Below are 25,470 nucleotides of genomic sequence, written 5' to 3'. Positions count from 1 at the left end.
GGAAATCGTCACCATCCTGGCCATCATCGCCTTCAGGGGAATCCGGGCGTCGTCCGACAGGAGTTCGACTTCGACGCGGAAGCAGCGGGAGACTTCTTCGCGCGCGGTCATCCGGTTCGGCAGGAGGATGGCATCCGGTCCGTCACTTTGGGGGAAGTCCAGGCGCATGAGGCGGTCGTGCTGCGCATCGAGACTGAACACCGACAGCGCAGCGCCCGCCGCGATCGCTTGGCTACCATCCATGCAGCACCTCCGATGGTTTATCAGGTATCAGATTTCCGTCGGTTAAGGTACTCAACAGGACGGCGAGTGACCTTGATCAACAGCAAGAAGGCGCCGGGGAGAATGAATGCTGCAACAAGCGCTGATTTGCCCGGTTCGATGGTTCTCGATGCAGACCGGTAGGTGCGTTCAAACAATTACAGTCGAACCGCCGGCGCTTGTGCGTCCCGATTCTGCCGTCCCGTCGATCCTCGGCCCATTGTGAGCCGCAGCGCAGATCGAATATCCGGCCGGCTCGCCTTGCCTTCCGTGCCCGTCAGGAAGGAATTCCAACCGAGGCGTTTCCGGTCCTGCCCCTTGGTCCGCAAGGTCAGCGGCTTGAGACACGGCTTGTCCAGCAAGAGCCTGACTTCATACTGGATGGAGGGCACGGCAAACAGGCTGACCATGTCCTTCAATGCCGCGTGAGACCGGCCATGCGGCAGGAAAGCCTTCGCCGTTTCCTCATCCAGCGGGCCGATATGGAGGCGGACACGCAAGTCGTTGCGCCACGTGCGCGTACCCAGCGCGGCGCCGAAGCCGAGGGTGGGATCGGTGACGCCAAGCGTGCTGCGGATCGCCGCCGGCAACGGGTCCCAGGCGCCGACGAATTCTTCGAGGCGCACGGGAACGCCGAAATAGTCGCCCAGCACACGTTCCACGGTCGAGGCGGCGATCGGGCGCGTCCGGAGCAATCCAGCGTAGAAGGCGGCGGCTTCCGAAGGAATCGAATCGAAGGGCCGCGCTGGCCCGAAACTGGTGGACCGTAGGCCGCCCAGTGCGGTCAGCAGCGGCAGCAGATCGTCCTGGGCGCGCGTATTCAGGCCATGTTCGACACGGTATTTGCCCCACGCCTCGTAGAACAGGCCGACGGCCCGATTCGAAAACAGATCGATGAACGGCTTCCAGCTTTCGTCGGTGCCCGGGCCCGTCCTCGCGGCGGCGCGTTCGGTGTCGTGCAGGGGCAAGGTGCCGTTTGCGCCAAGCAGTCCGATGAATGCGGAGGTGATGTGAATGCGAGGTGTCCCGGCAGCCTGCGCCGATTCGACCCGCATGCTTTCGATCTCGCTCGCCGGAAAAGCCAGCGACAGGCTGTTACGAAAGCGCAGCACCTGGTCGAATGCCTGGCGGTACGGGATGCCCTGTTGGCGCAGCGTCCGCACGAGGATGTTCAGCAGTTGCGCGAACCGGTAGCGGTACGGTGCCGCGATGAGGCGCTCGATCATGACAGGGGCATGCTGCCGCTTCGCGGTTTGCATCGGAACAGCTCCTCTCCGGTGTGGTGTGACAGGATCACCAGCTCGATAAAACTGTTCATCTGAACATACAGCGCAAAGAACTGGTCGATGACCTGCACGAACAGGTGCAGGCCGGCGCCGACGAAAGCTTCTTCGTCGATCGTCAGGCGCACCTCGGTTCCGTGCGCGAGGGACGACCCGCGCTTGTGCCTGATCCACGCGGTCGCCTCGGCATGTTCAAGTCCGACGACGCCGGCGATCTGCCGCCGCGATACGGCGGACCCGGTAACGTCGTACAAGGCGAGCATCTCGCGCAGGCCGTCGGCCCCTTCTTGCGCCAGTGAGTGATGGTTGAGCGTCAGGTGCGAGATGAGGCGCCAGTGGATGCCCTGGCCATTTGCCAGGCGATGCGGACGCGTGGGCCGGCGCAGGAAACGTATCCGCACGCCCTGCGTCGTGCCGGGAATGGACAGGTCGCCGTCCACCGCTCCGCATTTCAACAGGCAGGGCAGGTCGCGGTTGGTGCAGGTGAGGTCGATCGACAGCGTCGCCTGCTCGACCGCGAGCGGCGCACCGTCGGTATCGACGAGCGAGATGACTTTTTCGTGGCCGGGGCTGGTGACTGCCAGCGTATCGTCATGGCGCACTATCCAGTAGCGTCCCTTGTGCGCATCGCTTTCGCCATGCCGGAGCGCATAGAACGGGCGAAATTCGATCGGCGCGATGTCCTTGCCCTGCTGCCGCACCATGTGGACCCGGTCGACCGAATACACTTCATACCCCGCCGCATGGGCGGAATGCGCAAGCACGCTGTATTCCGCAGTCCGCTGGTCGTACCGGATCGGGACCCCGGGCTGGCTGAACAGGTTGACGACCGGGGTGCAGCCGGTGAGCAGGCTGTGCGCCGACAGGCCGGCGAGCATCCTGGCCTGGTCCGAGCCCGGCGCTACGCCCGCCAGCGCCAGGTGCAGCGTGAAGCGCGTGCAATCCGGTGGAAGCCGGGCGCGGAGGGCGGCCAGGTCGACGTCGACGAAGTTGAATTTCTCCGGAAAGGCGAAATACTCGGCAAGAATCCGGTAGGCGCGGTGCGAGCGGGCATCGAACGGGATCAGGGCATCATCGTCGGCAAAGCCGACCGCGGCGATCGGTATCGCGGCGAGCGGTATCCATGCCCCGTCCGCTCCTGCCTGGACGCAGGCCGACACCGTGCGCATGAACAGCGCATCGCGCAGCGCCGCGCGGAACGAAGCGTCGCCGTCGAGATAAATCCTCAAGGGCGCCGGCGTGCCGGTGGAACCGGCGGACGTGAATTCGATACCGATGGCCGCCGCCGCGCCCGGCGGGAGCCGGGTCGACGCCGGCGCATGGATCACCGTATCGAACCAGGCCGACGCAATCGCTGCCGGAGACGGCGCGACGTCATAGGCGGTCTGGAATTTGCAGTTCACGCCGCGGACCGGCGCCGACTCGAGCAGCGTCCCGCGCGGGAATGTCGCGGTGCCGGGGTCGGCGTCGTCGGTGGCCGGGAGGACGCGCACGATCGCGCAGGACGGAAACGGCCTGAGATAGTGCGGAAACAGGAGATTGAGCAGCGCCTCCGTAAATTGCGGATACGAGTCGTCCAGCCGCTTCGACACCCGGGCGCACAGCAGGGCGACGGACTGGATCAGCCGTTCGACATGCGGATCGTCGCAGGCTTCTCCGCCGAGCTGCAGCTTGGCCGCGACCTTCGGATAGCGCTCGGCGTATTCGCGGCAAAGCTGCCGCATGGTGACGAGCTCGCGTTCGTATTGGGCAAACAGTTCATCCATGGTGGCGGACCTAAGGCGCGCTGCGTACGCTCTGGATCGAATAGCGCTGGAGCGATGGCTGGAACACGGCGTTGAAATGCATCGGATCGGCCACCGGCGCGTTCTTCAGTTGGGCCGTGATCACGAAGTCGACCCGGTTGATGGCGCCTTTCCTCGGCTGCAGCGTCGCCGTCACCTTGTCCAGCCGCGGCTCATGCCGTTCGATCGCCTGGCGGACCGCGGTGCAGATGCGTTTCTGGTCCGTGTCGCTCGTCATGCACATGCCGGCGAAATCGATCAGGCCATAGTTCACGATGGATCCGCCGACCTCGGGATAGCCGGTGAGCGCATCGGGGAGCAGGGCGGAGCGGGTGTTGAGGAGCGCTTCCAGGTCGCGGGTGATGCTTTCCTTCCAGTCGTCGCTCTTCCTGGCGGGCGCGCGGGATGCGCGCTGGGGGGCGTCGTCGTCGGCATCCAGACGGTCGAACAAGCCTGGCGTGAAACTCTGCATGCTGTTTCCTTTCAAGCCGTCTCGAAGCTGAGGAAGCGTTCATTATTGCCGTCTTGTCGAAAACAAAGTTGCGTCCTGTCAACGGACCCGGCGAGGACAAGCGCGGTCGCGGTTGATGCGCCAGATCAACAATCTCCGCGCAATGCCCGCCATGCTTTCTGGAATGAACGTTGAACGAGGAGGAAGCGATGAGCTTGGGAGCGAAGATCTTGTGGTCCGAAGGGCTGACGCTGGGCCCCCAGCATTTCCAACGACAGGACCTGTACCACGAGACGCGGCTGCTCAGGATGGCGTCGGCGCTCAATCCGAACTTCTGGGGTGTCCGCCTGCTGCAATGGAATATGGATGGCCTCGGCCACAACCTGCTCGAAGCCCAGGCCATGTCGCTGATTTTCCAGGACGGGGAAGTCTACGAGGCGCCCGCGACGGACCTGTTGCCGGTCCCTGTCGACCTGACCCAGCTGCCCCCGGAAACCAATACCTTCACGATCTACGCCGCGCTCCCGACCATCCGGCCGCACGGCGCCAACGCGGAAGAGGGCGGCCGCTACGCATTGGCCGAGTCCGAGACATCCGACCTGTTCAGCGACGCGGTGCCGATCGACGTGCCGTTCCTGAAAAAGCGGATCCGGCTCCTGACGCACGCCGAGCCGCGCGATGGACACGTCAGTTTTCCCGTGCTGCGCATCCATCGCGACCCGCGCGGCGGTTTCGAGGTCGATCCGGCGTTCGTCCCGCCGTGCCTGGCGATCGGTGCCGCCCGCCCGCTCCAGCAGCTGCTCGACGGCTTGATGAGCGCACTGACTGCCAAGACCGTATCGCTCCATAACGCGCACCGGAAGACGAATGCGTCCACCTTCGAGGTGCATGCGGGCGATATCACCTCGTGGTGGATGCTGAACATCATCGGCACCGCGAACGCGTCCCTGCAGCATTGCGCGCGCTCGCGCGTGCAGCATCCCGAAGCCCTGTACGAGAAGCTGCTGGCGCTCGCGGGTGGATTGATGACGTTTTCGGACAGGTACGCGACGGTGGACCTGCCGGCCTATGTCCACGCCGATCCCGGCGTCACGTTCGCACAGCTCGATACCGTGATCCGCGACCTGGTGGACACCGTCATCTCGGCCAGGTACTTCACCATTCCGCTCATCGCGGAAGACAATCGGCGCACTCACTACCGGGGCACGCTGGATGCGTCGAAACTGACCCAGGACACGCAGCTCTGCCTCGCCGTGAGCGCGGACATGCCGGCGCTCGAACTGGTGGCGGCCGTACCGATCCGGTTCAAGATCGGGTCGCCCGACGACATCGAACGGATCGTGGCATCGGCACTGCCCGGCATCGCGCTGACGCACATGCCGCAGGTGCCGGCGGCGGTGCCGGTCCGTCCCGACACCTATTATTTCTCGGTGTCGACCAAGAACGGACTCTACGAAAATGCGCTGAAAGCGGAAGCGATCGCGATCTATGCCCCGGCCGGGATGCGTGAACTGAACATCGAATTGATCGCGTTCACGCAGTAGTCCCGGTGCTTCGTCACCCGCGCATGCGCTTGTGCAGGCGCGCGAAGCTGATGGCCGCGCCCAGCAGGGCGATGGCCGCCGCCGCCGCGAGGGCGTAGCTGGTGCCGTGGTGCTCCGACAGCACGAGGCAGCCGGCCACCAGCGCGGCGCCGCTGGCCTGGCCCGTCAGGCGCGCCGTCGCGACGATGCCGCTCGCGCCGCCGGCCCGTTCGCGCGGGGCGCTGCCCATGATCGCTTTCATGTTCGGCGCCTGGAACAGGCCGAATCCGGCGCCGCAGACGGCCATGCGCCATGCGATGCTGAACGTGCTCGGCGCATCCGGCATCCACAGCAGCGCCAGCATGCCGGCGCACAGCACGAGCAGGCCGATCCCGGCCATCAGGCCGGACGGGTAGCGGTCGGACAAGCGGCCGGAGATCGGTCCCATGATGCCGACCAGGACCGGCCAGGGCGTCAGCAGGAAGCCCGTCTCCACGGGCGAACGGCCGAGTACCTGCTCGAAGTGGAAGGGCAGGGCGACGAAGGCCAGGCTCTGGACGGCGAACGTGCACACGGCCGTCAGCGCGGACAGCGCGAACAGCGGCCGCGCCAGCAGGTCGGTCGGCAGGATCGGCGCCGCATGGCCGCGCTGGCGCCGCAGCAGCAGCGCGAAGCACGTGAACGTGCCGGCGGCTTCCAGGGCCAGGCGGACGGGCGCCGCGCCGTGGGCCGCATCGCCCAGCAGCAGGATCAACAGGCCGAAGGCGCCGGCGTTGCACAGTGCCGCGCCGGCATCGAAGTCGTGCGCGGCCCGCGCATTGTCGGGCAGGACGCGCCGTGCGAGCAGGAAGGCAGCCGCGCCGATCGGGACGTTGATGGCGAACAGCCACGGCCACGACGCGAACGCCAGGATCATCGAGGCGACCGTGGGCCCGACGGCGAACGCCACCGCGACGACGAGGGCGTTCAGGCCGAAGCCCTGGCCCTGCTGGCGCGCGGGATAGATGGCGCGCATCATGGCCGTGGTCACGCCCATCAGGGCGCTCGCGCCGAGACCCTGCAGCAGGCGCGCGGCCACGAGCAGCGGCAGGTTCGTCGCCAGTGCGCAGAACAGCGACGCCAGCGTGAACAGCGCCAGGCCGGACGTCGCGACGCGCCGGTAGCCGATGCGTTCGCCCAGCGCCGCGAACGGCAGCAGGGTGGCGACCATCGCCAGCTGATAAATGTTCACGATCCAGACCGAGGCGGCGGCGCCGGCATGCAGCTGGCGGGCCAGTTCGGGCAGGGCCGTGTTGGCGATCGCCGTGTCGAGCGACGCCATCGACACGCCCGTCATCAATGCCGTCATCGCCCAGCGGCGGCGCGCCGGCGGCAGGCCGTCGGCGGGGACGGCGGCGGGTTGCGGCGTCACGCCGGGGGCGGCGCCGCGGGCAAGTACAGTCTCGCTCATCTCAATCCCTGACGACGCCCGACGGGCCGACGCGCTCGGCGTTCGGCACGTCCGAGATGCGGATGCGGATCAGGTGGCGGCGCTCGTCGGTGTAGGTCGTGCGGCCGTGCAGCATGTTGTGGTTGTCGGCCAACATCAGGGTGTCGGTCGGCAGCTGGTCCTTGAAGCGCACGGCCTGGTGCTCGGCCACGTCGTTCATCAGCGCCAGCGCGGCGTGCAGCTCGGGCGTGCCCAGGTCGGGGCGGGCAGCGAGGCCCTTCATGATGGAGTCGTAGCGCCAGCGCATGGTGAAGCGCGTGCCGGGACGCGTGGCCGGCCCGAACACCAGCGCCACGTTCACCTCGACGTTGTTGTCGCCGGCCGCGTAGATGGCCGGCACGCGGAACGGCACCGGCGTCGTGCTGAGCAGGTCGAACGCCTTGCGGCCTTCCTCGGTCTTCTGCAGCGCCAGGTAAATGTCTTCGCCGTCGACCAGCAGCGAGTGGCCGCCGTCGCAGCGCGCCGCGTTCACCACGTACAGGATGAACTGTTCTTCGGGCATCGGATAGAACGACGAATCCGTGTGCATGTCGGCGCTGCCGATGCGCTCGGAAAACGTGGTGAAGCGGCCGTCGATTTCTTCGAGCGGGCGGGCGCGGACGTCCCAGGCCACGCGGCCCGTGCGCTGGTCCGTCGAGGTCGGGTAGCCGAGCATCAGCGTGATCGCATACAGCGCGGCATTGCGGCGGTCTTCCGGCAGATGCGCCAGACCCAGGTCGTACAGCACGACGCCGTGCGCGTTCAGGCCGCGAATGCCTTCCGCCAGATGGGCCAGGGTCGGGACGCGGGCCAATTCCTTGCGCAATTCGATTTCGTCGGGATGCGCATAAAAGCCGTTGTTATTAAATCCATCGAAACGATTCGACAATATTTCGAAAATGGAATCGAGATCGGAATCCCACGAGAAAGCCAGTTTTGCAAATGCAATCTTGCCAAGATGAGAAATGGACGTAAGCATCAGGAGCTCCAGAAGTTGCCGGAAGGAAAGGTCCGTATTCTAAAAGATATCAGGGCTACACATCGTTGTTTTTGTGTCTTGAAATAACTTTATTTCAAAAATATAAGTAACGATCGGACTGTCGCAAAAACTCGACAAGAATGGAAAAGGAGGATGTGTAGACATCTCTCGTCGGGTATCATGGTTGATGTGGGGAAACATTGTAACATGAAAGTCAACATTTCAAACGGTAACCATGAGATATTTATCAAGCCTGCGTCTCGCTACGAAATTGGGAATTGCATTTGCCGTCGTGCTGGCGCTGACGGCACTCGTCGGTGCTGTCGCGATCTGGCAGCTAACACAAGTTAATGACACGTCGATGAAATTGTCGGAGCACTGGATGCCGAGCATCCGTGTCATCGAAGACATCAAATCGCAGCTCGCCCGTATTCGCACCCGCGAATTGCAATACATCATTTCCAACGAACAGTCGGAAATGGATAAATACGACAAGGTCATCGCGAAAGACCTGATCGATCTGCACAAGATGCAGGACGACTACGTGAAACTGCAGGAATCGGCCGAAGAAAAGCAGATGTACGCGCAGCTGCTCGAGATGTGGGACCGCTACATGATCGAGGACGGCAAGATCCGTGCGGCGGCGCGCGCCGGCGACGACGCGCTGGCCAAGAAGCTGATCCGCGGCGAGTCGAACAAGCTCATCGTCGCGCTGCGCGGCCACGTCGACAAGATCGTCGACATGTACACGGAAGGCGGCCGCGCGGCGGCGGTCGAGGGCAATGCGCGCTACACGGCGTCGCGCGTGTGGATCCTGTCGCTGGTGCTCGGCAGCGTCGTGCTGGGCGCGGCCGGTGCCGTGTTCATCACCGGCTGGCTGATGCGCCGCCTGGGCGGCGAGCCGGATTACGCCACCGAGATCGTCACGCGCATCGCCGCCGGCGACCTGTCGGTGCGGGTGGAGACCCGTGCCGGCGACCAGGCCAGCCTGTTGTACGCGATGAAATCCATGCGCGACAACCTGGCGAAGATCGTCGGCGACGTGCGCGGCGCGACGGCGACCATCTCGCAGGCATCCGACGAGATCGCCGGCGGCAACCTGGACCTGTCGTCGCGCACCGAGCAGCAGGCCAGTTCGCTGGAAGAGACGGCCGCGTCGATGGAAGAGCTGACGTCGACCGTGAAGCAGAACGCCGAGCACGCGGGCCAGGCGAACGCGCTGGCCGACACGGCGGCGGGCATCGCCCAGAAGGGCAGCGCCGCCGTGGCGCGTGTCGTCGACACGATGGGCTCGATCCACTCGTCGTCGCAGAAAATCGTCGACATCATCGCCGTCATCGACGGCATCGCGTTCCAGACCAATATCCTGGCGTTGAACGCGGCCGTGGAAGCGGCGCGCGCCGGTGAGCAGGGCCGTGGTTTCGCCGTCGTCGCGACGGAAGTGCGCAACCTGGCCCAGCGTTCGGCCGCGGCCGCGAAGGAGATCAAGGAATTGATCGGCAGCTCCGTGCAGCAGGTCGAGGCGGGCAACCTGCTCGTCAGCGAAGCCGGGACGACCATGAACGAAGTGCTGAAAAGCGTCGAGCGCATGCATGCGATCATGGCCGAGATCAGCCACGCGAGCCGCGAGCAGAGCGCCGGTATCGAACAGGTGAACCAGGCGATCACGCAGATGGACACGGTGACCCAGCAGAACGCCGGTCTCGTGCAGCAGGCCGCCCACACGGCCCAAAGCCTGCAGGAGCAGGCAGCCGCGCTGGACCAGCTGGTCAGCGTGTTCCGCCTCGAAGCGTTCGATGCGCCGCGCGAGCCGGAGCATTATATGGGCCGGGCAATCACGCCGGCGCTGGCGCGCGCCTGATTCGGGACCAGTCATGAAAAACGGCAGCCCGCGGGCTGCCGTTTTTGTTTGCCGGAGCGGCGGAGCGGCGGAGCGCCGGCCGCCGGCCCGTGCGGATCAGCGCATCTCGCCGATCATCTTCTTCAGCTTGCCGGAATCGGCGCAGAACGCGCGGATGCCTTCGGCCAGCTTCTCGGTCGCCATCGCGTCTTCGTTCAGCATGAAGCGGAACGTCTTTTCGTCGAGTGCGATCTTGTCGATGTCGGCGTTCGGGTCCGTCACCAGCTTGCGCTCGACCGTGCCTTCGGTGTCGGCCAGCTTTTGCAGCAGGTCCGGCGAAATGGTCAGCAGGTCGCAGCCGGCCAGTTCCAGGATCTGCGACGTGTTGCGGAAGCTCGCGCCCATCACCTCGGTCTTGTAGCCGAACTTGCGGTAGTACTGGTAAATGCGCTTGACCGACTGCACGCCCGGATCGTCCGCGCCCTGGTAGTCGGTGCCGGTCGATTTCTTGTACCAGTCGTAGATGCGGCCGACGAACGGCGAGATCAGCTGCACGCCCGCTTCGGCGCAGGCCACGGCCTGGCACAACGAGAACAGCAGCGTGAGGTTGCAGCGGATGCCGTCCCGCTCGAGGATCTCGGCGGCGCGGATGCCTTCCCACGTCGACGCGATCTTGATCAGCACGCGCCCGCGCTGGATGCCGGCGGCTTCGTACAGGGCGATCAGTTCGCGGCCCTTGGCGACCGTCGCCTGCGTGTCGAACGACAGCGCGGCGTCGATTTCGGTGGACACGCGGCCCGGCACGAATTTCAGGATCTCGGTGCCGAACGCGATCAGGAGGCGGTCGACGATTTCCTCGGTCGACGCGTTCGGGAAGTCGGCGATGGTCTTTTCCAGCAGCGGACGGTATTCCGGCTTCTGGACGGCTTTCAGGATCAGCGACGGGTTCGTCGTCGCATCCTGCGGCGCATAGGCCTTGATCGACTGGAAGTCGCCGGTGTCGGCCACGACGGTGGTGTACTGCTTGAGCTGTTCGAGTTGGTTCATGATGCGGAGAGAGAAGGGTTCAGGCGGTTATTGTATCTGGAATCGTAGGGTGGGCACCCCGTGCCCACCAAACGCCGATACATCAACAATCGGTCGCATCCAGGAATGCCGTGACCATTTTTTCCAGCCCCGCCTTGTCCTCGTCCGAAAACCGGTCCAGCGACGGGCTGTCGATATCGAACACGCCGACGAGCCGGCCGTCCTTGACGAGCGGGATGACGATTTCCGAATTCGACGCCGAATCGCACGCGATGTGGCCCGGGAACGCGTGCACGTCCGCCACGACGATGGTCTCGCGCCGGGCGGCCGTCGTACCGCACACGCCGCGGCCGAACGGGATGCGGGCGCAGGCCGGCTTGCCCTGGAACGGACCGACGAGCAGGTCCTGGCCGGCGCCCGATCTGGCGGGCACGGTGAGATAGAAGCCGGCCCAGTTCAGGTCGGCGAGCGTGTCGTACACGAGTGCCGAGAACTGCGCCGCGTTCGCGGTCAGGTCGCGCTCGCCCTCGAGGATGCTGGCGACCTGGCGTACCAGCAGGCCGTAGTCGGGACGGGTGCTGCGTTCGGGATTGATGTGCATGGGGACGGATGCTGCGTTGTCGAAAACACGTATTTTACGGCAGCGTGCGCCGCCGCGCTGGCCGGAAAAATAGATGGCAGTTGACATCTATTTCGAAAAATGGATTATGATTGACATCCATATTAGGGGGAAATCATGCGAGTCAATCGAATCCAGGCGGAGGAAAACCGCCAGGCCGTCATCGATGCCGCCAGCCGCTTGTTCCGCGAACGGGGCTTCGACGGGGTCGGCCTCGCCGAGCTGATGGCCGCGGCCGGCCTCACGCACGGCGCGTTCTATAAACAGTTCAAGTCCAAGGACGACCTGATCGCCCAGGCCTGCGACCGCGCGCTGGAAAAAGGCATCGACGGGTGGCGGCGTGCGGCGGCGGACGCGGGGGAGAGCGCCTACGCGGCCCTCGTGCGCCGCTACCTGACGCCGGGGCACCGCGGGCGCCCCGGTTCCGGCTGCGTCATCGCCTCGCTCGGCCCGGACGCGGCCCGCCACGGCCCCGAACTGCCGCGCCACTTCGAGGCGGGCGTCAAGACCTTCGTCGACATCCTCGACGGCGCGCTGCGCAGGAAGAATCCGGACGCGACCCCGGACGACGCGCTCGCCGCCTTTTCCACGATGGTCGGTGCCCTCGTGCTGGCGCGCGCCGTCGAGGACGACGCCTACGCCCACCGTATCCTCGACGCGGCCACGGCCCGTCTTCTCGACTAAGGACTCCCATGCTTTCCACATCTGTCGCCCGGTGGATGGGCCGCCGCGGCCTGCACTACGGCTGGCTCGTCGCCGCCATCACCTTCCTGACGGCGCTGTCGTCGTCCGCCGCCCTCGGCCTGCCGGGCGCCCTGCTGAAACCCCTGAGCCATGAATTCGGCTGGAGCGTCGACCAGATCTCGACGGCGCTGGCCGTGCGCTTCGCGCTGTTCGGCCTGATGGGGCCATTCTCCGCCCTGTTGATGGAACGCTTCGGCCTGCGCAACGTGATGGTGACGGCGCTCGCCGTCATCGCGGCCGGCCTCGGTCTCGTGCGCCAGATGACGGACTTCTGGCAACTCGTGCTGCTGCTCGGCGTGATGCTGGGCGTGGGGTCCGGCATGACGGCCCTCGTGCTCAACGCGGTCGTCGCCAACCGCTGGTTCGAGCGGCGCCGCGGCCTCGTGATGGGACTTCTGACCGCCAGCTCGGCGACGGGGCAGCTCGTGTTCCTGCCGGTCGGCACGTGGCTGATCGAACATGGCGGCTGGCGCACGGCGCTGCTGCCGGTGATGGCCAGCTGCGCGCTCGTGGCCGTCATCGCGCTGCTGTTCGTGCGCGACCATCCGCAGGAACTGGGCCTCGTGCCGTACGGCGGCGACACGTCCGTAACGCCCGTCGTGCCGGCGCGCGCACCGGTGTCGATCCGCACGCCGTTCACCACGCTCGCCAGCGTGCGCGGCGACCGCGTGTTCTGGGTCCTGTTCGGCAGCTTCTTCATCTGCGGCCTGTCGACGAATGGCCTGATCCAGACCCACTTCATTTCGCTGTGCGGCGACGCGGGCCTCGGCGCCGTCCCCGCCGCGTCCGTGCTGGCGATGATGGGCACGTTCGACCTCGTCGGCACGATCCTGTCCGGCTGGCTGTCCGACCGCTACGACAGCCGCTACCTGCTGTGCTGGTACTACGGTGTGCGCGGGCTGTCGCTGGCCTGGCTGCCGTCGGCCGATTTCACGCTCACGGGCCTGTCGCTGTTCGCCATGTTCTATGGTCTCGACTGGATCGCGACCGTGCCGCCGACCGTCCGCCTGGCCGCGCAGGCCTGGGGCAAGCGCGCGCCGATGATCTTCGGCTGGGTGTTCGCCGGCCACCAGCTCGGCGCGGCCGTGGCGGCGTACGGCGCGGGCCGCATCCGCACGCTTGCGTTCACCTATTCGCCGGCCGTGTACACGGCGGCCGCGGCGTGCGGCGTCGCCGCGCTGATCGTGCTGGCGGGACGGCGCCGCGTGGCCGCCCCGGTGCCGGCGGCCGAGGGTGCCGTCAACTGAGCGCCATGCGCGCGCGTCCGGCGGCGTCCAGCTTGACGGTCGCGAGCCGCGCACCGATCCGCACCTTCACCGACTGGCCCGGCTTGCCGCGCAGCGCGAGCCGCGTGGCGCGGCCGCCGGCCCAGTCGACATCGACCTCGATGCCGCCGCGGGCGCGCACGCCGTGAACGGCACCTTCCGGCCACGCGCGCGGCAGCGCGGGCAGGATGCGGATCTCGCCGCCCCACGATTGCACGAGCATTTCCAGGATGCCGGCCGCACCGCCGAAATTGCCGTCGATCTGGAACGGCGGATGCGCATCGAACATGTTCGGATACGTGCGTTCCGGGGCCAGCAGGCCGCGCAGGATGCCGTACGCGTGCTCGCCGTCGCCCATGCGCGCCCACAGCGCGAGGCGCCACGCGGTGGCCCAGCCGGTCGACATGTCGCCGCGCGTGTTCAGCGATACCTTGGCCGCCTTGATCAGGTCCGGCGTGTCGCGTACGTTGATCTGCTCGCTGGGGTAGACGGCGTACAGGTGCGACACGTGGCGGTGATGCTGTTCCGGCGCCTGCGCATCCCAGTCGTCGAGCCATTCCTGCAACTGGCCCTGGGCGCCGATGCGGTCGGGCGCGAGGCGTGCGCGCTTGTCTTCCACCGCCTTGCGGAAGTCCGCATCGGGGTCGCGCAGCCGGTCGTGCGCGGCGAGGGTCCACGCGAACAGGTCGCGCACGATCTGGCGGTCCATCGCCGGCCCCGCGCACACGGCCACGCCCGGATGGTGCTCGTTCTCCGGCGAGATCGACGGCGACGTGACGAGGCCGCGGCCATGCGGATCGTCGACGAGCACGTCGACGAAGAACAGCGCCGCGCCTTTTAGAACGGGATAGATGCGGGCAAGGAACGCGTCGTCCGGCGCGTACTCGTAATGGTCCCACAGCGTCTTGCACAGCCACGCGCCGCCGCAGGGCCACATGCCCCAGTTCGGGCCGTCGATGGGCACGGCCGCGCGCCACAAGTCGGTGTTGTGGTGCGCGACCCAGCCGCGCGCGCCGTAGGCGTCCTTCGCGACGTCCGCGCCGCTGACGGCCAGCTCCTCGACCATCGCCACGAGCGGCTCCACGCACGGCGCCACGTTGGCCGCTTCCGCCGGCCAGTAGTTCATCTCGGTGTTGATGTTGATGGTGTACTTGCTGCCCCAGGGCGGATTCGTCCCCTCGTTCCAGATACCCTGCAGGTTGGCGGGCTGGCTGCCCGGCCGCGACGACGAGATCAGGAGATAGCGGCCGTACTGCAGGTACAGCGCCGCCAGCGTCGCCAGCGACGCATCGTCGGCCCGCGGGACGGCGGCGATGCGCGCATCGGTGGGACCGGCGCCCGCGTCGTCACGGCCGAGGCGCAGGGACAGCCGCGAGAACAGCGCCCGGTGCGCCTTGACGTGGTCGGCGCGCAGGCTGGCGTACGTCTTGCGCGCGGCGGCATCGACGCGCTGGCGCACGGCCTGCACGGGGTCGCCGTCGAGGGCGCGGAAGTTCACGAAACTGGTGGCGGCGCCGACGAGCAGCGTGATCTCGCGCGCGCCGCGCACGCGCAGGCGGTCGCCCGCGGCGTCGACCTTGCCGTCACCGACCGCCAGCACGCGCACGGCGTAGCGCAGGGCGCCCGCGACGCCGGCGTTGTCCGCGTTGCGGCCTTCGACGAGCAGGGCGCGCGGGCCGTCCGGACGGATCGACAGGCTCGCGGGGCGCTGCGCTTCCAGCAGCTCTTCCTTCACGTCCCAGGCGGCGCCCACAGGGGCGGCCTGCTGCGCGTTCGAGCCGTCGTACGTGGTCTCGCCATACTTGACTTCGCGCGGATGGCGGTAGCCGACGTCGAAGTCGAGTGTGCCGCCGGTGGCTTGGAGATGCAGCACGATCACCTGGTCGGGCGCGCTCGAAAAAACCTCGCGCACGTGGCGCGCGGCGCCGCTCGTGAAGCGCGTCGTGGCGATCGCGGTGTCGAGGTCCAGCGAGCGGCGGTAGGCCTGCACACCATCGATGCCGTGAAAGTCGAACAGCAGGTCGCCGGCCGCGCCGTAGGGCATCTGCGTGGCCGGCTTCGCGATCATGTCCCGCGCCACCAGGTCGCGCGCCTGTTCGAATTTGCCGTCGTCGATCAGCGCCCGCACGCGGGGCAGCGCGGCCTTGAATCCGGGATTGTCGAAGCGGTACGGGCCGCCGGCCCACAGCGTGTCCTCGTTCAGTTGCAGGCGTTCCTGCAGCGGACGGCCATACACCATGGCGCCGAGCCGGCCGTTGCCGACGGGGAGAGCCTCGACCCATTGGCGCGCCGGGCGCTCGTACCACAGCGCCAGCTTGTCCTTGTCGCCTTCCGTGCGCGCCACGACGGTGGCGCCGGCCAGGCCGGGGATGCCGGCCGCGGCGGCCGCGAGGCCCAGCGTGCCGAGCACCCGGCGCCGGGCAGGGTTGACCTGTTGATGACCTGCCTTGTCCAATGTGATCTCCTGGTTATTATAGTGACGATTGTTTATTATAAATAAAAATCAATTCAGGAGATTTTTTTTTTCGTTACCGGGTGCTGGTCCGGTAGTGCGCGCGCGCTTCGCACACGTGCCGGTGATGCTCGTCGGCCCAGGCGACCAGTCCCTTCATCGGCACGAGGAAGGAGTGGCCCAGCGGCGTGAGGTCGTATTCGACGCGCGGCGGGACTTCCGGATACAGCGTGCGGCGCACGAAGCCGTCTTCTTCCAGGCGCTTGAGGGTCAGCGACAGCATCTGCTTGGAGATGTCGCCCAGTTCGCGCATCAATTCGTTGAAACGTTTCGTGCCGCCTTCGAGGGCGTCGAGCACGAGGAGGCTCCACTGGTCGCCGATGCGGTCCAGCACGTCGCGGATGGGGCAGGGTTGTTCGAAGCCGCCGTGCGCGGCAAGAAGATTCGTTTTGGCCATGGTGTGCAGAGGGTAGCGGTCAGTTCGCGCTGACCTGATCACGCCGCGCTGACTTCTTGTGCGGCACGCGCAGCCTAGCATAAGATGCCTCGTCGGTCTCGTTTTTAGACCTGTTCTCAACCACAGACTTAGGGAATCCCATATGGCACGCATCGCCCTCATCGGCGCCTCCGGCAACGTCGGCACGCGCATCCTGAACGAACTCGTCTCGCGCAACCACCAGGTCACGGCCATCGTCCGCGATCCGTCCAAAGTCCCGGCCCGGGCCGGTGTGACCGCGGCGCGCGGCGACGTCGCCGACCCCGCCGGCCTCGCTGAGGTGCTGAAGGGCCACGACGCCGTGATCAGCGCCGTGCGCTTCCTCGACAGCGAGCCGGACGCGCTGATCGACGCCGTGCGCGCATCCGGCGTAAAACGTTATCTCGTCGTCGGCGGCGCCGCCAGCCTGTTCGTCGCGCCGGGCAAGCGCCTGCTCGACCAGCCCGATTTCCCCGCCGCGTACAAGGACGAGGCGACGAAGGGCGCCGCATTCCTGGACGCGCTGCGCGGCGTGAGCGATCTCGATTGGACGTTCATCTCGCCGTCGGCGATGTTCGTGCCGGGCGAGCGCACCGGCACATTCCGCCTGGCCAAGGACGAGCTGCTGGTGAGCGAGAAGGGCAGCACGATCTCGTATGAAGACTATGCCGTCGCGCTGGTCGACGAGATCGAGAAGCCCGCGCACGTGCGCCAGCGGTTCACGGTCGGGTATTGAGATCGACGGCGACGGTCATCCGATACGGCCGGCTCGACCTCATCGATGCATGACAAGCGCATGATTTCATGGTGACGAGCAGATGACGGCGCCCCCCAGCTTCAGGCCCGGCCGGGGCCGTTCGACGTCGTGATCGTGGGCGGCTGACCGGGAGCGGTCACCGCCACTGTCTTCAAATGGTCGATGAGCCATCGGCCTGCCGGCCCTGGTGGGCTCGATGCCTGGTGGCAGGCGGAAATGGCAAACGCCGTTCCGGCGCTTGGCAGCTCGTCCACATCCAACACTAGCAATGTGCCATCGGCAATGTCCTTTTCTACCATGTGTAGAGGCATCCCTCCCCATCCGAGTCCGTCCTTGAGGAAGGCGTGCTTGGTCGACAAGTCGGCCAGCCGCCAGGTGTGCGGCGACACGACGCCGTAGTCCCGTCCGGCCAGCAGGTCGGACCTGTCCGTGAGCACAAGCTGAACGGCTTTCGCCAGCTCCTCTCGCGGTATCCGGTGACCGAATCGTGCCAGCGGATGGCCCGGCGCGGCCACCGCGACGAGGGTGATTGTCCCCAGCCGCTCGCTGACAAGCGACGGGAACGCCATCGGCAGGGCCGAGAGAATGCCCAGGCTGCACCGGCCATCGAGCACGGGTTGATAAGCGGCGCCAAGGCCTTCGACGAAAATTCGTAGCGGGGTGAGCGGAAATTTGACCGCGAATGCCTTTGCGGCGCCGCTGATGACCGCTGTCGGGAAAAACACGTCGACGACGACCGTTAGTTCGGGCTCGAGACCGGACGCCATCAATTTCGCACGCGCCTTCAGCGTATCCACGCCGGCGACGATGTTGCGCGCGTCGGCGAGCAGCAGGCTTCCCTCGGGCGTGAGTCTGGGGAACCGGCCGGAGCGGTCGAACAGCACCACGCCGATCCGGGCTTCCAGGCTGCCCACCCACCCGCTCACCGCCGACTGGACGCGATTGAGCTTTCTTGCTGCGGCGGAAAAGCTTCCCTCATCCACAGCGGCAATAAAGGTCCTGAGCTGGTCCAGGGAGACGCCATCGAGCATGTATTTTCCCATCTCAAAAATAGATAGATTGCATCTCAATATACCGTCTTCTCACGATCGCTTCCAGTCTTCATGATTCAGTTCGATGCAGCACGGTGCGGGTACGCGTCGGCTGCTTATCCATCGGAACGACTCCACGGAAGAATGCACGACATGAACAGATTGAATGGAAAGACCGCCGTCATCACGGGCGGCGCGACCGGCATCGGCCGCGCGGCGGCCAAGCGTTTCATCGAGGAGGGCGCCTTCGTCTTCATCTTCGGCCGCCGGCGCGAAGCGCTCGACGCGGCCGCGGCCGACCTCGGACCCAATGCCCGCGCGGTGGCGGGCTCGGTCTCCGATCCGGACGACCTCGACCGGCTGTACGCGGCGGTGAAGGCCGAGCGCGGCACCCTCGACATCGTCTTCGCCAACGCCGGGGCGGGAAGCCAGCTTCCGCTCGGCCGGATCACGGCCGCGCACATCGACGACATCTTCGACACCAATGTGAAGGGGACGATCTTCACGGTCCAGAAGGCGCTGCCGCTGATGGGCGCCGGCGGTTCGATCATCCTGACCGGTTCGAGCGCCGGCACCACGGGCGCCCCTGCGTTCAGCGCCTACAGCGCGAGCAAGGCGGCGGTGCGCAACCTGGCGCGGACCTGGGCGGAGGACCTGAAGGGCACGGGTATCCGGGTCAACGTGCTGTCGCCCGGGCCGACGGCGACCGAACTGGCGAAGGAAGCGCTGGGCGCGGAAGGCATGAAGGTCTTCGCCTCGCTGACGCCGCTCGAGCGCATGGCCGATCCGGCGGAGATCGGCGCGGCCGCCGCCTTCCTGGCGTCGCAGGACAGCAGTTTCATGACCGGCAGCGAGGTCGCCGTCGACGGCGGCCTCGCGCAAATCTGACGCGCCCGCAGGCGTGATACACCCAAGGAGAATATATGAGCTACGCAATTATCGGTTTCGGCAAGATCGGCCACGCACTGGCCAGGGCGTTTGCGCGCAAAGGCATTGACGTGTCGGTTGCGACCACGCGGGACCCGGAAAGCTTTGCGTCCGATGCGGCCGCGATCGGACCCGGGGTCATTCCCAAGAAACTGGAGGATGCCGTCAAGGCGGACGTCATCTTTTTGGCCGTCCGTTTCGGAGCGCACCAAGACGTCGCGAAGGCGCTCCCCGACTGGCAGGGGAAGACCATCGTCGATGTGACCAATGCCTACGGCGTGCCCCCCGAGGAACTGGGAGGTGTGCCTTCTTCCAGCTTCGTTGCGCAGGCCTTCAACGGCGGGCGACTGGTCAAAGGCTTCAACCATCTGGGCGCTACCGTCCTCGGGCAGGATCCGGCCGTACATGGTGGAAGGCGCGTCGTGTTCCTGGCCAGCGACGATGACGCCGCCGCAACCGGGATCGCTTCGCTTGCGGAAGATCTCGGTTTCGCACCGGTCAAACTGGGTGCGCTGGCGGAAGGTGGACTGCTGGTGCAGGGACGCGGAAACAGCTGGGGTCAACTGATCTTCAAGGACCTCGTCAAGTTCGACTGATGAAGCGCGGTCGCTCGTTCGACGCGATCCTGCGTCAAAGCCAGCAATACGGCGCACATCGCCTTGACGGCGCCGCAGATGCTGTCAGGCGTTCCTGGCCGGCGCCCACTCGTCGAGCCGCCGCCCCTCCGCGCACGCCGCGATCAGCCGATCGAGCCGCGCGGCCCGCGTCTCCGGCTTTTTCGCGCTCGTGACGACGTGCAGCATGCGCTTGCGGTAACCGGGCGGGCACGCTTCGAAATAGGCCCACGCGGCCTTGTGGCGCTTGAAGCGGGCGAGGTCCGCGGGCGCCAGTTCGGCCGGAGATTCGCGCTCGTGCGAATACACGCGCGAGCGGTCTTCCGAGCGCAGGGCGAACGCCGCTTCGCCCGCGGGCGTCATCAGCCCGAGTTCGCGCAGCCGTGCGACCTTGTCGATGTTCACCGCGCTCCAGATCGAGCCCGGTTTGCGCGGCGTGAAGCGGATCGTGTAGGTCGCATCGTCGACGCCCTTGCGCACGCCGTCGATCCAGCCGTAGCACAGCGCCTGGTCGACCGAGTCGGACCAGCGCATGCACGGCTTGCCCGTGCCGACCTTGTGAAAGCCGACGAGCAGTTCGCGCGCCTCGTGCGCGTGCGCCGCGAGCCAGGCGCGAAAAGCGGCTGCGTCCTCGAAGAAGACGGGGGCCGTCATCCGATGAAGGAATCGAATTGCAGGTCGAATTCCTGCAAGGCCTTCTGCGCGTTCTGCATCTTCTTGCGGAATTCGGGTCCGCGCTGCAGCGCGAGGCCGACCGCGAGCACGTCGATCACGACGAGGTAGGCCAGGCGCGCTGAGATCGGCGTGTACGGGTCGATCGCGAACACGAGGTCGATGGGAATCAAGAGGCTCGCCATCTCCGCGAGCGGCGTGCCGGACGGCGCCAGCACGATCACTTCCGCGCCGCCGCGGCGCGCCAGCTTCGCCGAGCGCGTGAGCGACGGGTTGTTGCCGCGCTGCGAGATCGCGACGAGCGCATCGCCTTCGCGCAGCAGCGCGGCCGCGATGGCGTGGATCGCCGGATCGGTGTACGCGACGGTCGGCACGCCCGAGCGGAAGAATTTGTGCTGCGCGTCGGCCGCAACGAAGCCCGACGTGCCCTGGCCGTAGAACTCGATCTTGTTGGCGCGCGACAGGATGTCGAGCGCTTTCTGGATCAGTTCCGGTTTCAGGTTGTTGCGCAGGTCGAGCAGGGTGTTGATGGAGCGGCTGCAGATCTTGTTGACGAGGTCCGCGGCGAGGTCGTCCTGCGCCGGCTGCTCGGTCGCGCCGGGCAGCGCGAGCGCGAGGCCTTGCGCGAGCTTCAGCTTGAACTCGTGCCAGCCGTCGTAGCCGAGCGTGCGGCAGAAGCGCACGACGGTCGGCTCCGACACCTGCGCGCTGCGCGCCAGCGCCGTGATGTTCTGGCTCACGGTGGCGCTGGGCGCGGCCAGCACGGCGAGCGCCACCTTGCGCTCGGACTTCGACAGCGAGTCGAGCTGGGTACGGATCGAATCGAGCAGCACGGTGCGTCCTCAGTCTTCCGGCAGCGCTTCTTCGCGCCACTGCAGGCCGTCGCGGCCGATCAGCGCGGAAGAGGAGGCCGGGCCCCACGTGCCGGAGGTGTACGGGACCGGCGTCGTGTCGTCCTGTTCCCAGTATTCGAGGATCGGCTCGACCCATTCCCACGCGGCTTCCAGCTCGTCGCCGCGCATGAACAGCGTGAGCTGGCCGCGCAGGACGTCGAGCAGCAGGCGCTCGTACGCTTCCATGCGCGGGGACTTGAACTGTTCGCGGAAATCCAGTTCGAGCTCGGCCTGTTTCAGGCGCATGGAGTCGCCCGGCGTCTTGGCCATCAGGTTCATCGACAGGCCTTCGTCCGGCTGCAGGCGGATCACGAGGCTGTTCGGCTGGAAGCTCGACGTCGGCTGGTTGAAGATCGAGTGTGGAATCGGCTTGAAGCGCACGACGATCTCGGCCAGGCGGTCGGCCATGCGCTTGCCGGTGCGCAGGTAGAACGGCACGCCGGCCCAGCGCCACGTGTCGATTTCGGCCTTCATCGCGACGAAGGTTTCCGTCTTCGACTGCTTGGGCGCGCCCGGTTCGTCGCGGTAGCCAGGCACCGCCTGGCCGTCGACATAACCCGAACGGTACTGGCCGCGCACGATGTTCTGCGACAGCGTCGTCGGCGTGAAGCGCTTCAGCGAGCGCAGCACCTGCAGCTTGGCGTCGCGCACGGCATCCGGCGCGATCGACGTCGGCGGTTCCATCGCGACGATGCACAGCAGCTGCAACAGGTGGTTCTGCAGCATGTCGCGCAGGGCGCCCGAGTTGTCGTAGTAGCCGAGACGGTTGCCGACGCCGATCTTTTCGGCGATGGTGATCTGCACGTCCGAGATCCATTCGCGGCGCCACAGCGGCTCGAACAGGATGTTACCGAAGCGCAGGGCCAGCAGGTTCTGCACGGTTTCCTTGCCGAGGTAGTGGTCGATCCGGTAGATCTGCGATTCGGCGAAGACCTTGCCGACGTCGGCGTTGATCTGCTTGGCCGACGCGAGGTCGCGGCCCAGCGGCTTTTCCAGCACGACGCGCGAATCCGGCGTTGCCAGGCCCACGGCGGCCAGGTTCTCGCAGATTTGCGCGAACAACTGGGGCGGCGTGGCCAGGTAATAGACGCGCGTGATGCCGGCATCCTCGCGCAGCGCCTCGACGAGCCCCGCATAGGTCGCCACGTTGCCGGCATCGACGGCGACATAGGTGATGCGGTCCAGGAAGGTCTGCCACGCGGCGGCGTCGACGTTTTCCTTCACGTGCGGCTTCGCATGGGTCTCGACCATGTCGATGAACGCTTCCTGCGACATGGCATCGCGGCCGACGCAGATGATGCGCGCCGTCGCGGGCAGGTCGTTGCACACGTCACGGGCATACATCGCCGGCAACAGCTTGCGCATCGCGAGGTCGCCGCTGCCGCCGAAGAAAACGAGATCGAAATCGGAAAGAGCCATGGTGTTTGTCGAGGAGTGAAATGCTGTAAATTTACTACACAATTATTGGCTGCGCAAGAAAATTTACTACGTAAAGGGAGGGATTTGAAACTTATGGTGCCACATCTGTCCGGAGGTGGGCGCGAGGGATTTGGTGGGCTCGGGGAGCCCACCCTACGGCTACGAACCTGGTAGGGGGGCTCCCCGAGCCCACCATGCGCAGCCGAAAAATCAGCCGCGGTATTCGGCCTGTTCGATGCCGGGCACGTCCACGGCAAACGCGAGCACCTTGCCGCTGTGCGGATACTTTGCCAGCTCGTCGTTCGAGCGGCCCTTGCTGGCGCTGGTGACGTACAGCGTGCGCAGGTCCGGTCCGCCGAACGCGACCGACGTCGGGCAGCGCACCGGCAGTTCGATTTCCTGCAGCAGCTCGCCCGTCGGCGACAGCTTGACGATGCGGCCGCCTTCGAACATCGCGGACCAGTAATTGCCCTCGCTGTCCACGGCCGCGCCGTCCGGACGGCCGCCGTAGTCGGCCGCCTTCTTGTCGTCCGAGAAGGTCACGAGGTTGCGGCGGTTCGATGCCGTACCCGTCCTGATGTCGTAATCGTAGGCGTCGACGCGGTGGCTCGTCGTGTCGGAGTGGTACATCGTCCTGCCGTCCGGGCTGAAGGCCAGGCCGTTCGAGTTCGTCATGCCGCCGGACCAGGCCAGGCGCAGCGCGCCCTTGTCCAGCACGTACATCTCGGCCTTCGGCTGGTCGCGCGGCTCGTACATCGTGCCGACCCAGAACCGGCCGGCGGGATCGACGCGGCCGTCGTTGAAACGCACGATGGCCGGGTCGTACGGCGCCGGCGCGATGTCCGAGAGGTCGCCCGTCGTCGTGTTCAGGTAGACGAAGCCGGCGCGCGTGGACAGCACGAGGTTGTTGTCCTGGTCGACCGCGATGGCGGACGGCTCCGTGTCCGTGTTCCAGCGCGAGTACTTGCCGCTCGACGGATGCAGGCGGTGCACGGACTTGCCGTCGATGTCGACCCAGTACAGCGCGGATTCGATCGCATGCCAGACGGCCGATTCGCCGACGAGCATCGGCTCGTCATGCACGATGTGGAATTTTTCGCTCTTCATGGAACGCTCCTCAGACGGCGGCCTTGGCGCGCGCGATCAGGCCGTTGGTCGAGCCGTCGTGCTGCGCCGGCTGCGCGGCGCCGTTCAGTTCCGCTTCGATCTTCTTGGCCAGCACCTTGCCCAGTTCGACGCCCCACTGGTCGTAGCTGTTCACGTCCCAGATCGCGCCCTGCACGAACACCTTGTGCTCGTACAGCGCGATCAGCGCGCCCAGCGTGGCCGGGGTCAGGTATTCCATCAGGATCGTGTTGCTCGGACGGTTGCCCGGGAAGGTCTTGTGCGGGACCAGGCGCTCGATCTCGGCGGCATCCTGTCCGGCCAGGTCCGCACGTACCTCGTCCGTCGTCTTGCCCTTCATGAAGGCTTCCGACTGCGCGAAGCAGTTGGCGAGCAGCGCCGCGTGGTGGTTCTGGAATTCGTGCGCCGGACGCAGGGCGGCGATGAAATCCATCGGCGTGACGTCCGTGCCCTGGTGCAGCAGCTGGAAGTAGGCGTGCTGGCCGTTCGTGCCGACGTCGCCCCAGATCACGGGGCCGGTCGCATAGTCCGTGATGGTGTCGCCGGCGCGCGTGACGCGCTTGCCGTTGCTTTCCATGTCGAGCTGCTGCAGGTAGGCGGGGAAGCGGTTCAGGTCCTGGTGGTACGGCGCGATCGACACCGACGGGCAGCCCAGGAATTCGCGGTTCCAGAAGCCGACGAGGGCGAGGATCATCGGCAGGTTCTGCTCGATGGGCGCGGTGCGGAAGTGCTCGTCCATCGCGTGCGCGCCCGCGAGGAAGTCGGCGAAGTAGCCGTAGCCGACGCACAGCGCGACGGGGAGGCCGATCGCCGACCAGACGGAGTAGCGGCCGCCGACCCAGTCCCAGAACGGGAACATGTTGTCCGGATCGATGCCGAACTTCTTGATCGCTTCGACGTTGGTCGAGACCGCGACGAAGTGCTTCGCCAGCGCCTGTTCCGGTGCGTGCCTGAGGAACCACGCGCGCGCCGTGTTCGCGTTCATCATGGTCTCGGCCGTCGTGAACGTCTTGGACGCGATGATGAACAGCGTCGTTTCCGGATTCACGCGCGACAGCGCCGCGTCCATGTCGTGGCCGTCGACGTTGGAGACGAAATGCATGGTGAGGCGCGGATGCGCGAACTGGCGCAGCGCCAGGCAGACCATCTTCGGGCCGAGGTCGGAACCGCCGATGCCGATGTTGACGATGTCCGTGATTTCGCGGCCGGTGTGGCCGAGCCACTGGCCGTTGCGCACGGCGTCGCTGAACGTCCTGATGCGGGCGAGTACGGCATGCACGTCGGCGGTGATGTCCTGGCCGTCGACCGTGATCTGCTTGTCCTGCGGCGCGCGCAGGGCGGTGTGCAGGACGGCGCGGTTTTCCGTCAGGTTGATCTTGTCGCCGGCGAACATGGCGTCGCGCAGGCGCTCGACGCCGCGCTCGCGCGCGAGGCTTGCCAGCAGTGCAAGCGTGCGCCCGTCCAGGCGGTTTTTTGAATAGTCTAGGAACAGCCCGGCCGCTTCCGCAGACAGGCGCTCGAAGCGCTGCGGGTCTTGCGCGAACAGGTCGCGCATCTGCCATTGCGTGGCGTCTTGGGCGTGGGCCTGGAGGGCCTGGTAACTGGCGATGCTGGTCAGGGATGGTTGGCGCATGATGATGGACTTGGACGGTATGATGTCATTTTGTGCAGGTTATCGAATCATACAGGAAGCAGGCGTAAATTCACTACACAAATCCATCGTGCCGCGAAGGCGCGGATGAGCAGGCGCCGCCAGGACGCGCGCGTGCACGAGGCGTTTATCTCCCAGAAGCCAAGCGAATAACGAGCGGTAATCCGCATTTCGTAGTAAAATTTCAGAAATCCAATTCACAAGGAACAGA

Annotated in this window: 22 protein-coding genes and 1 pseudogene; 7 read left to right on the top strand and 16 right to left on the bottom strand. The window is 66.2% G+C overall.

Translation table 11 applies throughout. The annotated features are described in order from the left end of the window. The 4 genes and pseudogenes from ASC93_RS32155 to tssE form a co-directional block, all read right to left on the bottom strand. A pseudogene (locus ASC93_RS32155) lies at positions 1-243 on the bottom strand (phage late control D family protein); the annotation flags it as partial. Between the two features lie 176 nt (positions 244-419). Further along, entirely contained in the window at positions 420-1,520 is a 1,101-nt protein-coding gene (tssG, locus tag ASC93_RS14820) for a type VI secretion system baseplate subunit TssG (RefSeq protein WP_082548052.1), read from the bottom strand. Then, positions 1,484-3,310 (bottom strand): type VI secretion system baseplate subunit TssF, encoded by a 1,827-nt coding sequence (tssF, locus tag ASC93_RS14815; protein WP_056443380.1) that lies wholly within the window; start codon positions 3,308-3,310, stop codon positions 1,484-1,486. The genes tssG and tssF overlap by 37 nt, the downstream gene beginning before the upstream one ends. Before the next feature lie 10 nt (positions 3,311-3,320). Next, positions 3,321-3,800: a type VI secretion system baseplate subunit TssE gene (gene tssE, locus ASC93_RS14810; RefSeq protein ID WP_056443378.1), complete on the bottom strand. Its 480-nt coding sequence runs from the start codon at positions 3,798-3,800 to the stop codon at positions 3,321-3,323. Positions 3,801-3,988: 188 nt separating this feature from the next. On the opposite strand from tssE, the gene tssK reads away from it, so the two are divergent. After that, positions 3,989-5,323: a type VI secretion system baseplate subunit TssK gene (gene tssK, locus ASC93_RS14805; protein ID WP_056443962.1), complete on the top strand. Its 1,335-nt coding sequence runs from the start codon at positions 3,989-3,991 to the stop codon at positions 5,321-5,323. Between the two features lie 13 nt (positions 5,324-5,336). On the opposite strand, the gene ASC93_RS14800 is transcribed toward tssK, so the two are convergent. Together ASC93_RS14800 and ASC93_RS14795 are read right to left on the bottom strand one after the other, a co-directional pair. Then, positions 5,337-6,650, bottom strand: coding sequence for an MFS transporter (locus ASC93_RS14800; RefSeq protein ID WP_229412747.1), 1,314 nt, complete (start codon positions 6,648-6,650; stop codon positions 5,337-5,339). Between the two features lie 103 nt (positions 6,651-6,753). Further along, entirely contained in the window at positions 6,754-7,596 is an 843-nt protein-coding gene (locus ASC93_RS14795) for a TauD/TfdA family dioxygenase (protein WP_162251883.1), read from the bottom strand. 388 nt (positions 7,597-7,984) lie between these two features. Here ASC93_RS14795 and ASC93_RS14790 point away from each other — a divergent pair, with 388 nt between their 5' ends. Beyond that, positions 7,985-9,610, top strand: coding sequence for a methyl-accepting chemotaxis protein (locus ASC93_RS14790; protein ID WP_200958340.1), 1,626 nt, complete (start codon positions 7,985-7,987; stop codon positions 9,608-9,610). 96 nt (positions 9,611-9,706) lie between these two features. Here the strand turns inward: ASC93_RS14790 and tal are convergent, their stop codons facing one another. Beyond that, positions 9,707-10,636 carry a transaldolase gene (gene tal / locus ASC93_RS14785; protein WP_056443372.1) on the bottom strand — a complete coding sequence of 310 codons (930 nt, stop codon included), beginning with the start codon at positions 10,634-10,636 and terminating at the stop codon, positions 9,707-9,709. Positions 10,637-10,718: 82 nt separating this feature from the next. Then, a complete protein-coding gene (locus ASC93_RS14780) occupies positions 10,719-11,216 on the bottom strand; it encodes a GAF domain-containing protein (RefSeq protein WP_056443368.1) in 498 nt (165 codons plus the stop codon). Positions 11,217-11,351: 135 nt separating this feature from the next. On the opposite strand from ASC93_RS14780, the gene ASC93_RS14775 reads away from it, so the two are divergent. Both ASC93_RS14775 and ASC93_RS14770 read left to right on the top strand, forming a co-directional pair. Next, positions 11,352-11,918 carry a TetR/AcrR family transcriptional regulator gene (locus tag ASC93_RS14775; protein WP_056443365.1) on the top strand — a complete coding sequence of 189 codons (567 nt, stop codon included), beginning with the start codon at positions 11,352-11,354 and terminating at the stop codon, positions 11,916-11,918. 8 nt (positions 11,919-11,926) lie between these two features. Then, positions 11,927-13,225 carry an MFS transporter gene (locus ASC93_RS14770; protein ID WP_056443360.1) on the top strand — a complete coding sequence of 433 codons (1,299 nt, stop codon included), beginning with the start codon at positions 11,927-11,929 and terminating at the stop codon, positions 13,223-13,225. Here ASC93_RS14770 and ASC93_RS14765 read toward each other — a convergent pair. Together ASC93_RS14765 and ASC93_RS14760 are read right to left on the bottom strand one after the other, a co-directional pair. Further along, complete coding sequence (locus ASC93_RS14765) at positions 13,218-15,698, bottom strand: glycoside hydrolase N-terminal domain-containing protein (RefSeq protein WP_200958339.1); 2,481 nt, start codon at positions 15,696-15,698, stop codon at positions 13,218-13,220. The two genes, ASC93_RS14770 and ASC93_RS14765, sit on opposite strands and share 8 nt — an antisense overlap. Before the next feature lie 73 nt (positions 15,699-15,771). Next, positions 15,772-16,152 carry a helix-turn-helix domain-containing protein gene (locus tag ASC93_RS14760; RefSeq protein WP_056443353.1) on the bottom strand — a complete coding sequence of 127 codons (381 nt, stop codon included), beginning with the start codon at positions 16,150-16,152 and terminating at the stop codon, positions 15,772-15,774. Between the two features lie 142 nt (positions 16,153-16,294). Between ASC93_RS14760 and ASC93_RS14755 the strand changes: the two genes are divergently transcribed. Next, positions 16,295-16,906 carry an NAD(P)-dependent oxidoreductase gene (locus ASC93_RS14755; RefSeq protein WP_056443350.1) on the top strand — a complete coding sequence of 204 codons (612 nt, stop codon included), beginning with the start codon at positions 16,295-16,297 and terminating at the stop codon, positions 16,904-16,906. Positions 16,907-17,007: 101 nt separating this feature from the next. On the opposite strand, the gene ASC93_RS14750 is transcribed toward ASC93_RS14755, so the two are convergent. Then, on the bottom strand, positions 17,008-17,958 hold the full coding sequence (locus ASC93_RS14750) for a LysR family transcriptional regulator (protein WP_082548078.1): 951 nt from the start codon (positions 17,956-17,958) through the stop codon (positions 17,008-17,010). Positions 17,959-18,111: 153 nt separating this feature from the next. On the opposite strand from ASC93_RS14750, the gene ASC93_RS14745 reads away from it, so the two are divergent. Together ASC93_RS14745 and ASC93_RS14740 are read left to right on the top strand one after the other, a co-directional pair. Next, positions 18,112-18,846 (top strand): SDR family NAD(P)-dependent oxidoreductase, encoded by a 735-nt coding sequence (locus ASC93_RS14745; RefSeq protein ID WP_056443956.1) that lies wholly within the window; start codon positions 18,112-18,114, stop codon positions 18,844-18,846. Positions 18,847-18,881: 35 nt separating this feature from the next. Then, positions 18,882-19,481 (top strand): NADPH-dependent F420 reductase, encoded by a 600-nt coding sequence (locus ASC93_RS14740; RefSeq protein WP_056443345.1) that lies wholly within the window; start codon positions 18,882-18,884, stop codon positions 19,479-19,481. An 84-nt stretch (positions 19,482-19,565) separates the two neighbouring features. Here ASC93_RS14740 and ASC93_RS14735 read toward each other — a convergent pair whose 3' ends face one another. The 5 genes from ASC93_RS14735 to pgi form a co-directional block, all read right to left on the bottom strand. Continuing rightward, positions 19,566-20,153, bottom strand: a complete 588-nt coding sequence (locus ASC93_RS14735; protein ID WP_056443343.1) for a YdeI family protein — start codon at positions 20,151-20,153, stop codon at positions 19,566-19,568. Further along, on the bottom strand, positions 20,150-21,004 hold the full coding sequence (locus ASC93_RS14730; RefSeq protein WP_056443340.1) for an SIS domain-containing protein: 855 nt from the start codon (positions 21,002-21,004) through the stop codon (positions 20,150-20,152). Before ASC93_RS14730 ends, ASC93_RS14735 begins: the two co-directional genes overlap by 4 nt. Before the next feature lie 9 nt (positions 21,005-21,013). Further along, positions 21,014-22,483, bottom strand: coding sequence for a glucose-6-phosphate dehydrogenase (gene zwf, locus ASC93_RS14725; protein WP_056443338.1), 1,470 nt, complete (start codon positions 22,481-22,483; stop codon positions 21,014-21,016). A gap of 210 nt (positions 22,484-22,693) precedes the next feature. Beyond that, the gene (locus tag ASC93_RS14720; protein WP_056443335.1) at positions 22,694-23,590 is read right to left on the bottom strand and encodes an SMP-30/gluconolactonase/LRE family protein; all 897 of its coding nucleotides are present in this window, start codon (positions 23,588-23,590) and stop codon (positions 22,694-22,696) included. Positions 23,591-23,600: 10 nt separating this feature from the next. Then, positions 23,601-25,241, bottom strand: a complete 1,641-nt coding sequence (gene pgi / locus ASC93_RS14715; protein ID WP_056443332.1) for a glucose-6-phosphate isomerase — start codon at positions 25,239-25,241, stop codon at positions 23,601-23,603. Between the last annotated feature and the right edge of the window lie 229 nt (positions 25,242-25,470).

This window comes from Massilia sp. Root335 (genome assembly GCF_001425685.1).
Taxonomy (GTDB): Bacteria; Pseudomonadota; Gammaproteobacteria; order Burkholderiales; family Burkholderiaceae_D; genus Telluria; species Telluria luteola.
Note: the sequence above shows the minus strand (reverse complement) of the source record. Positions and strands in the feature narration are given on the sequence as shown.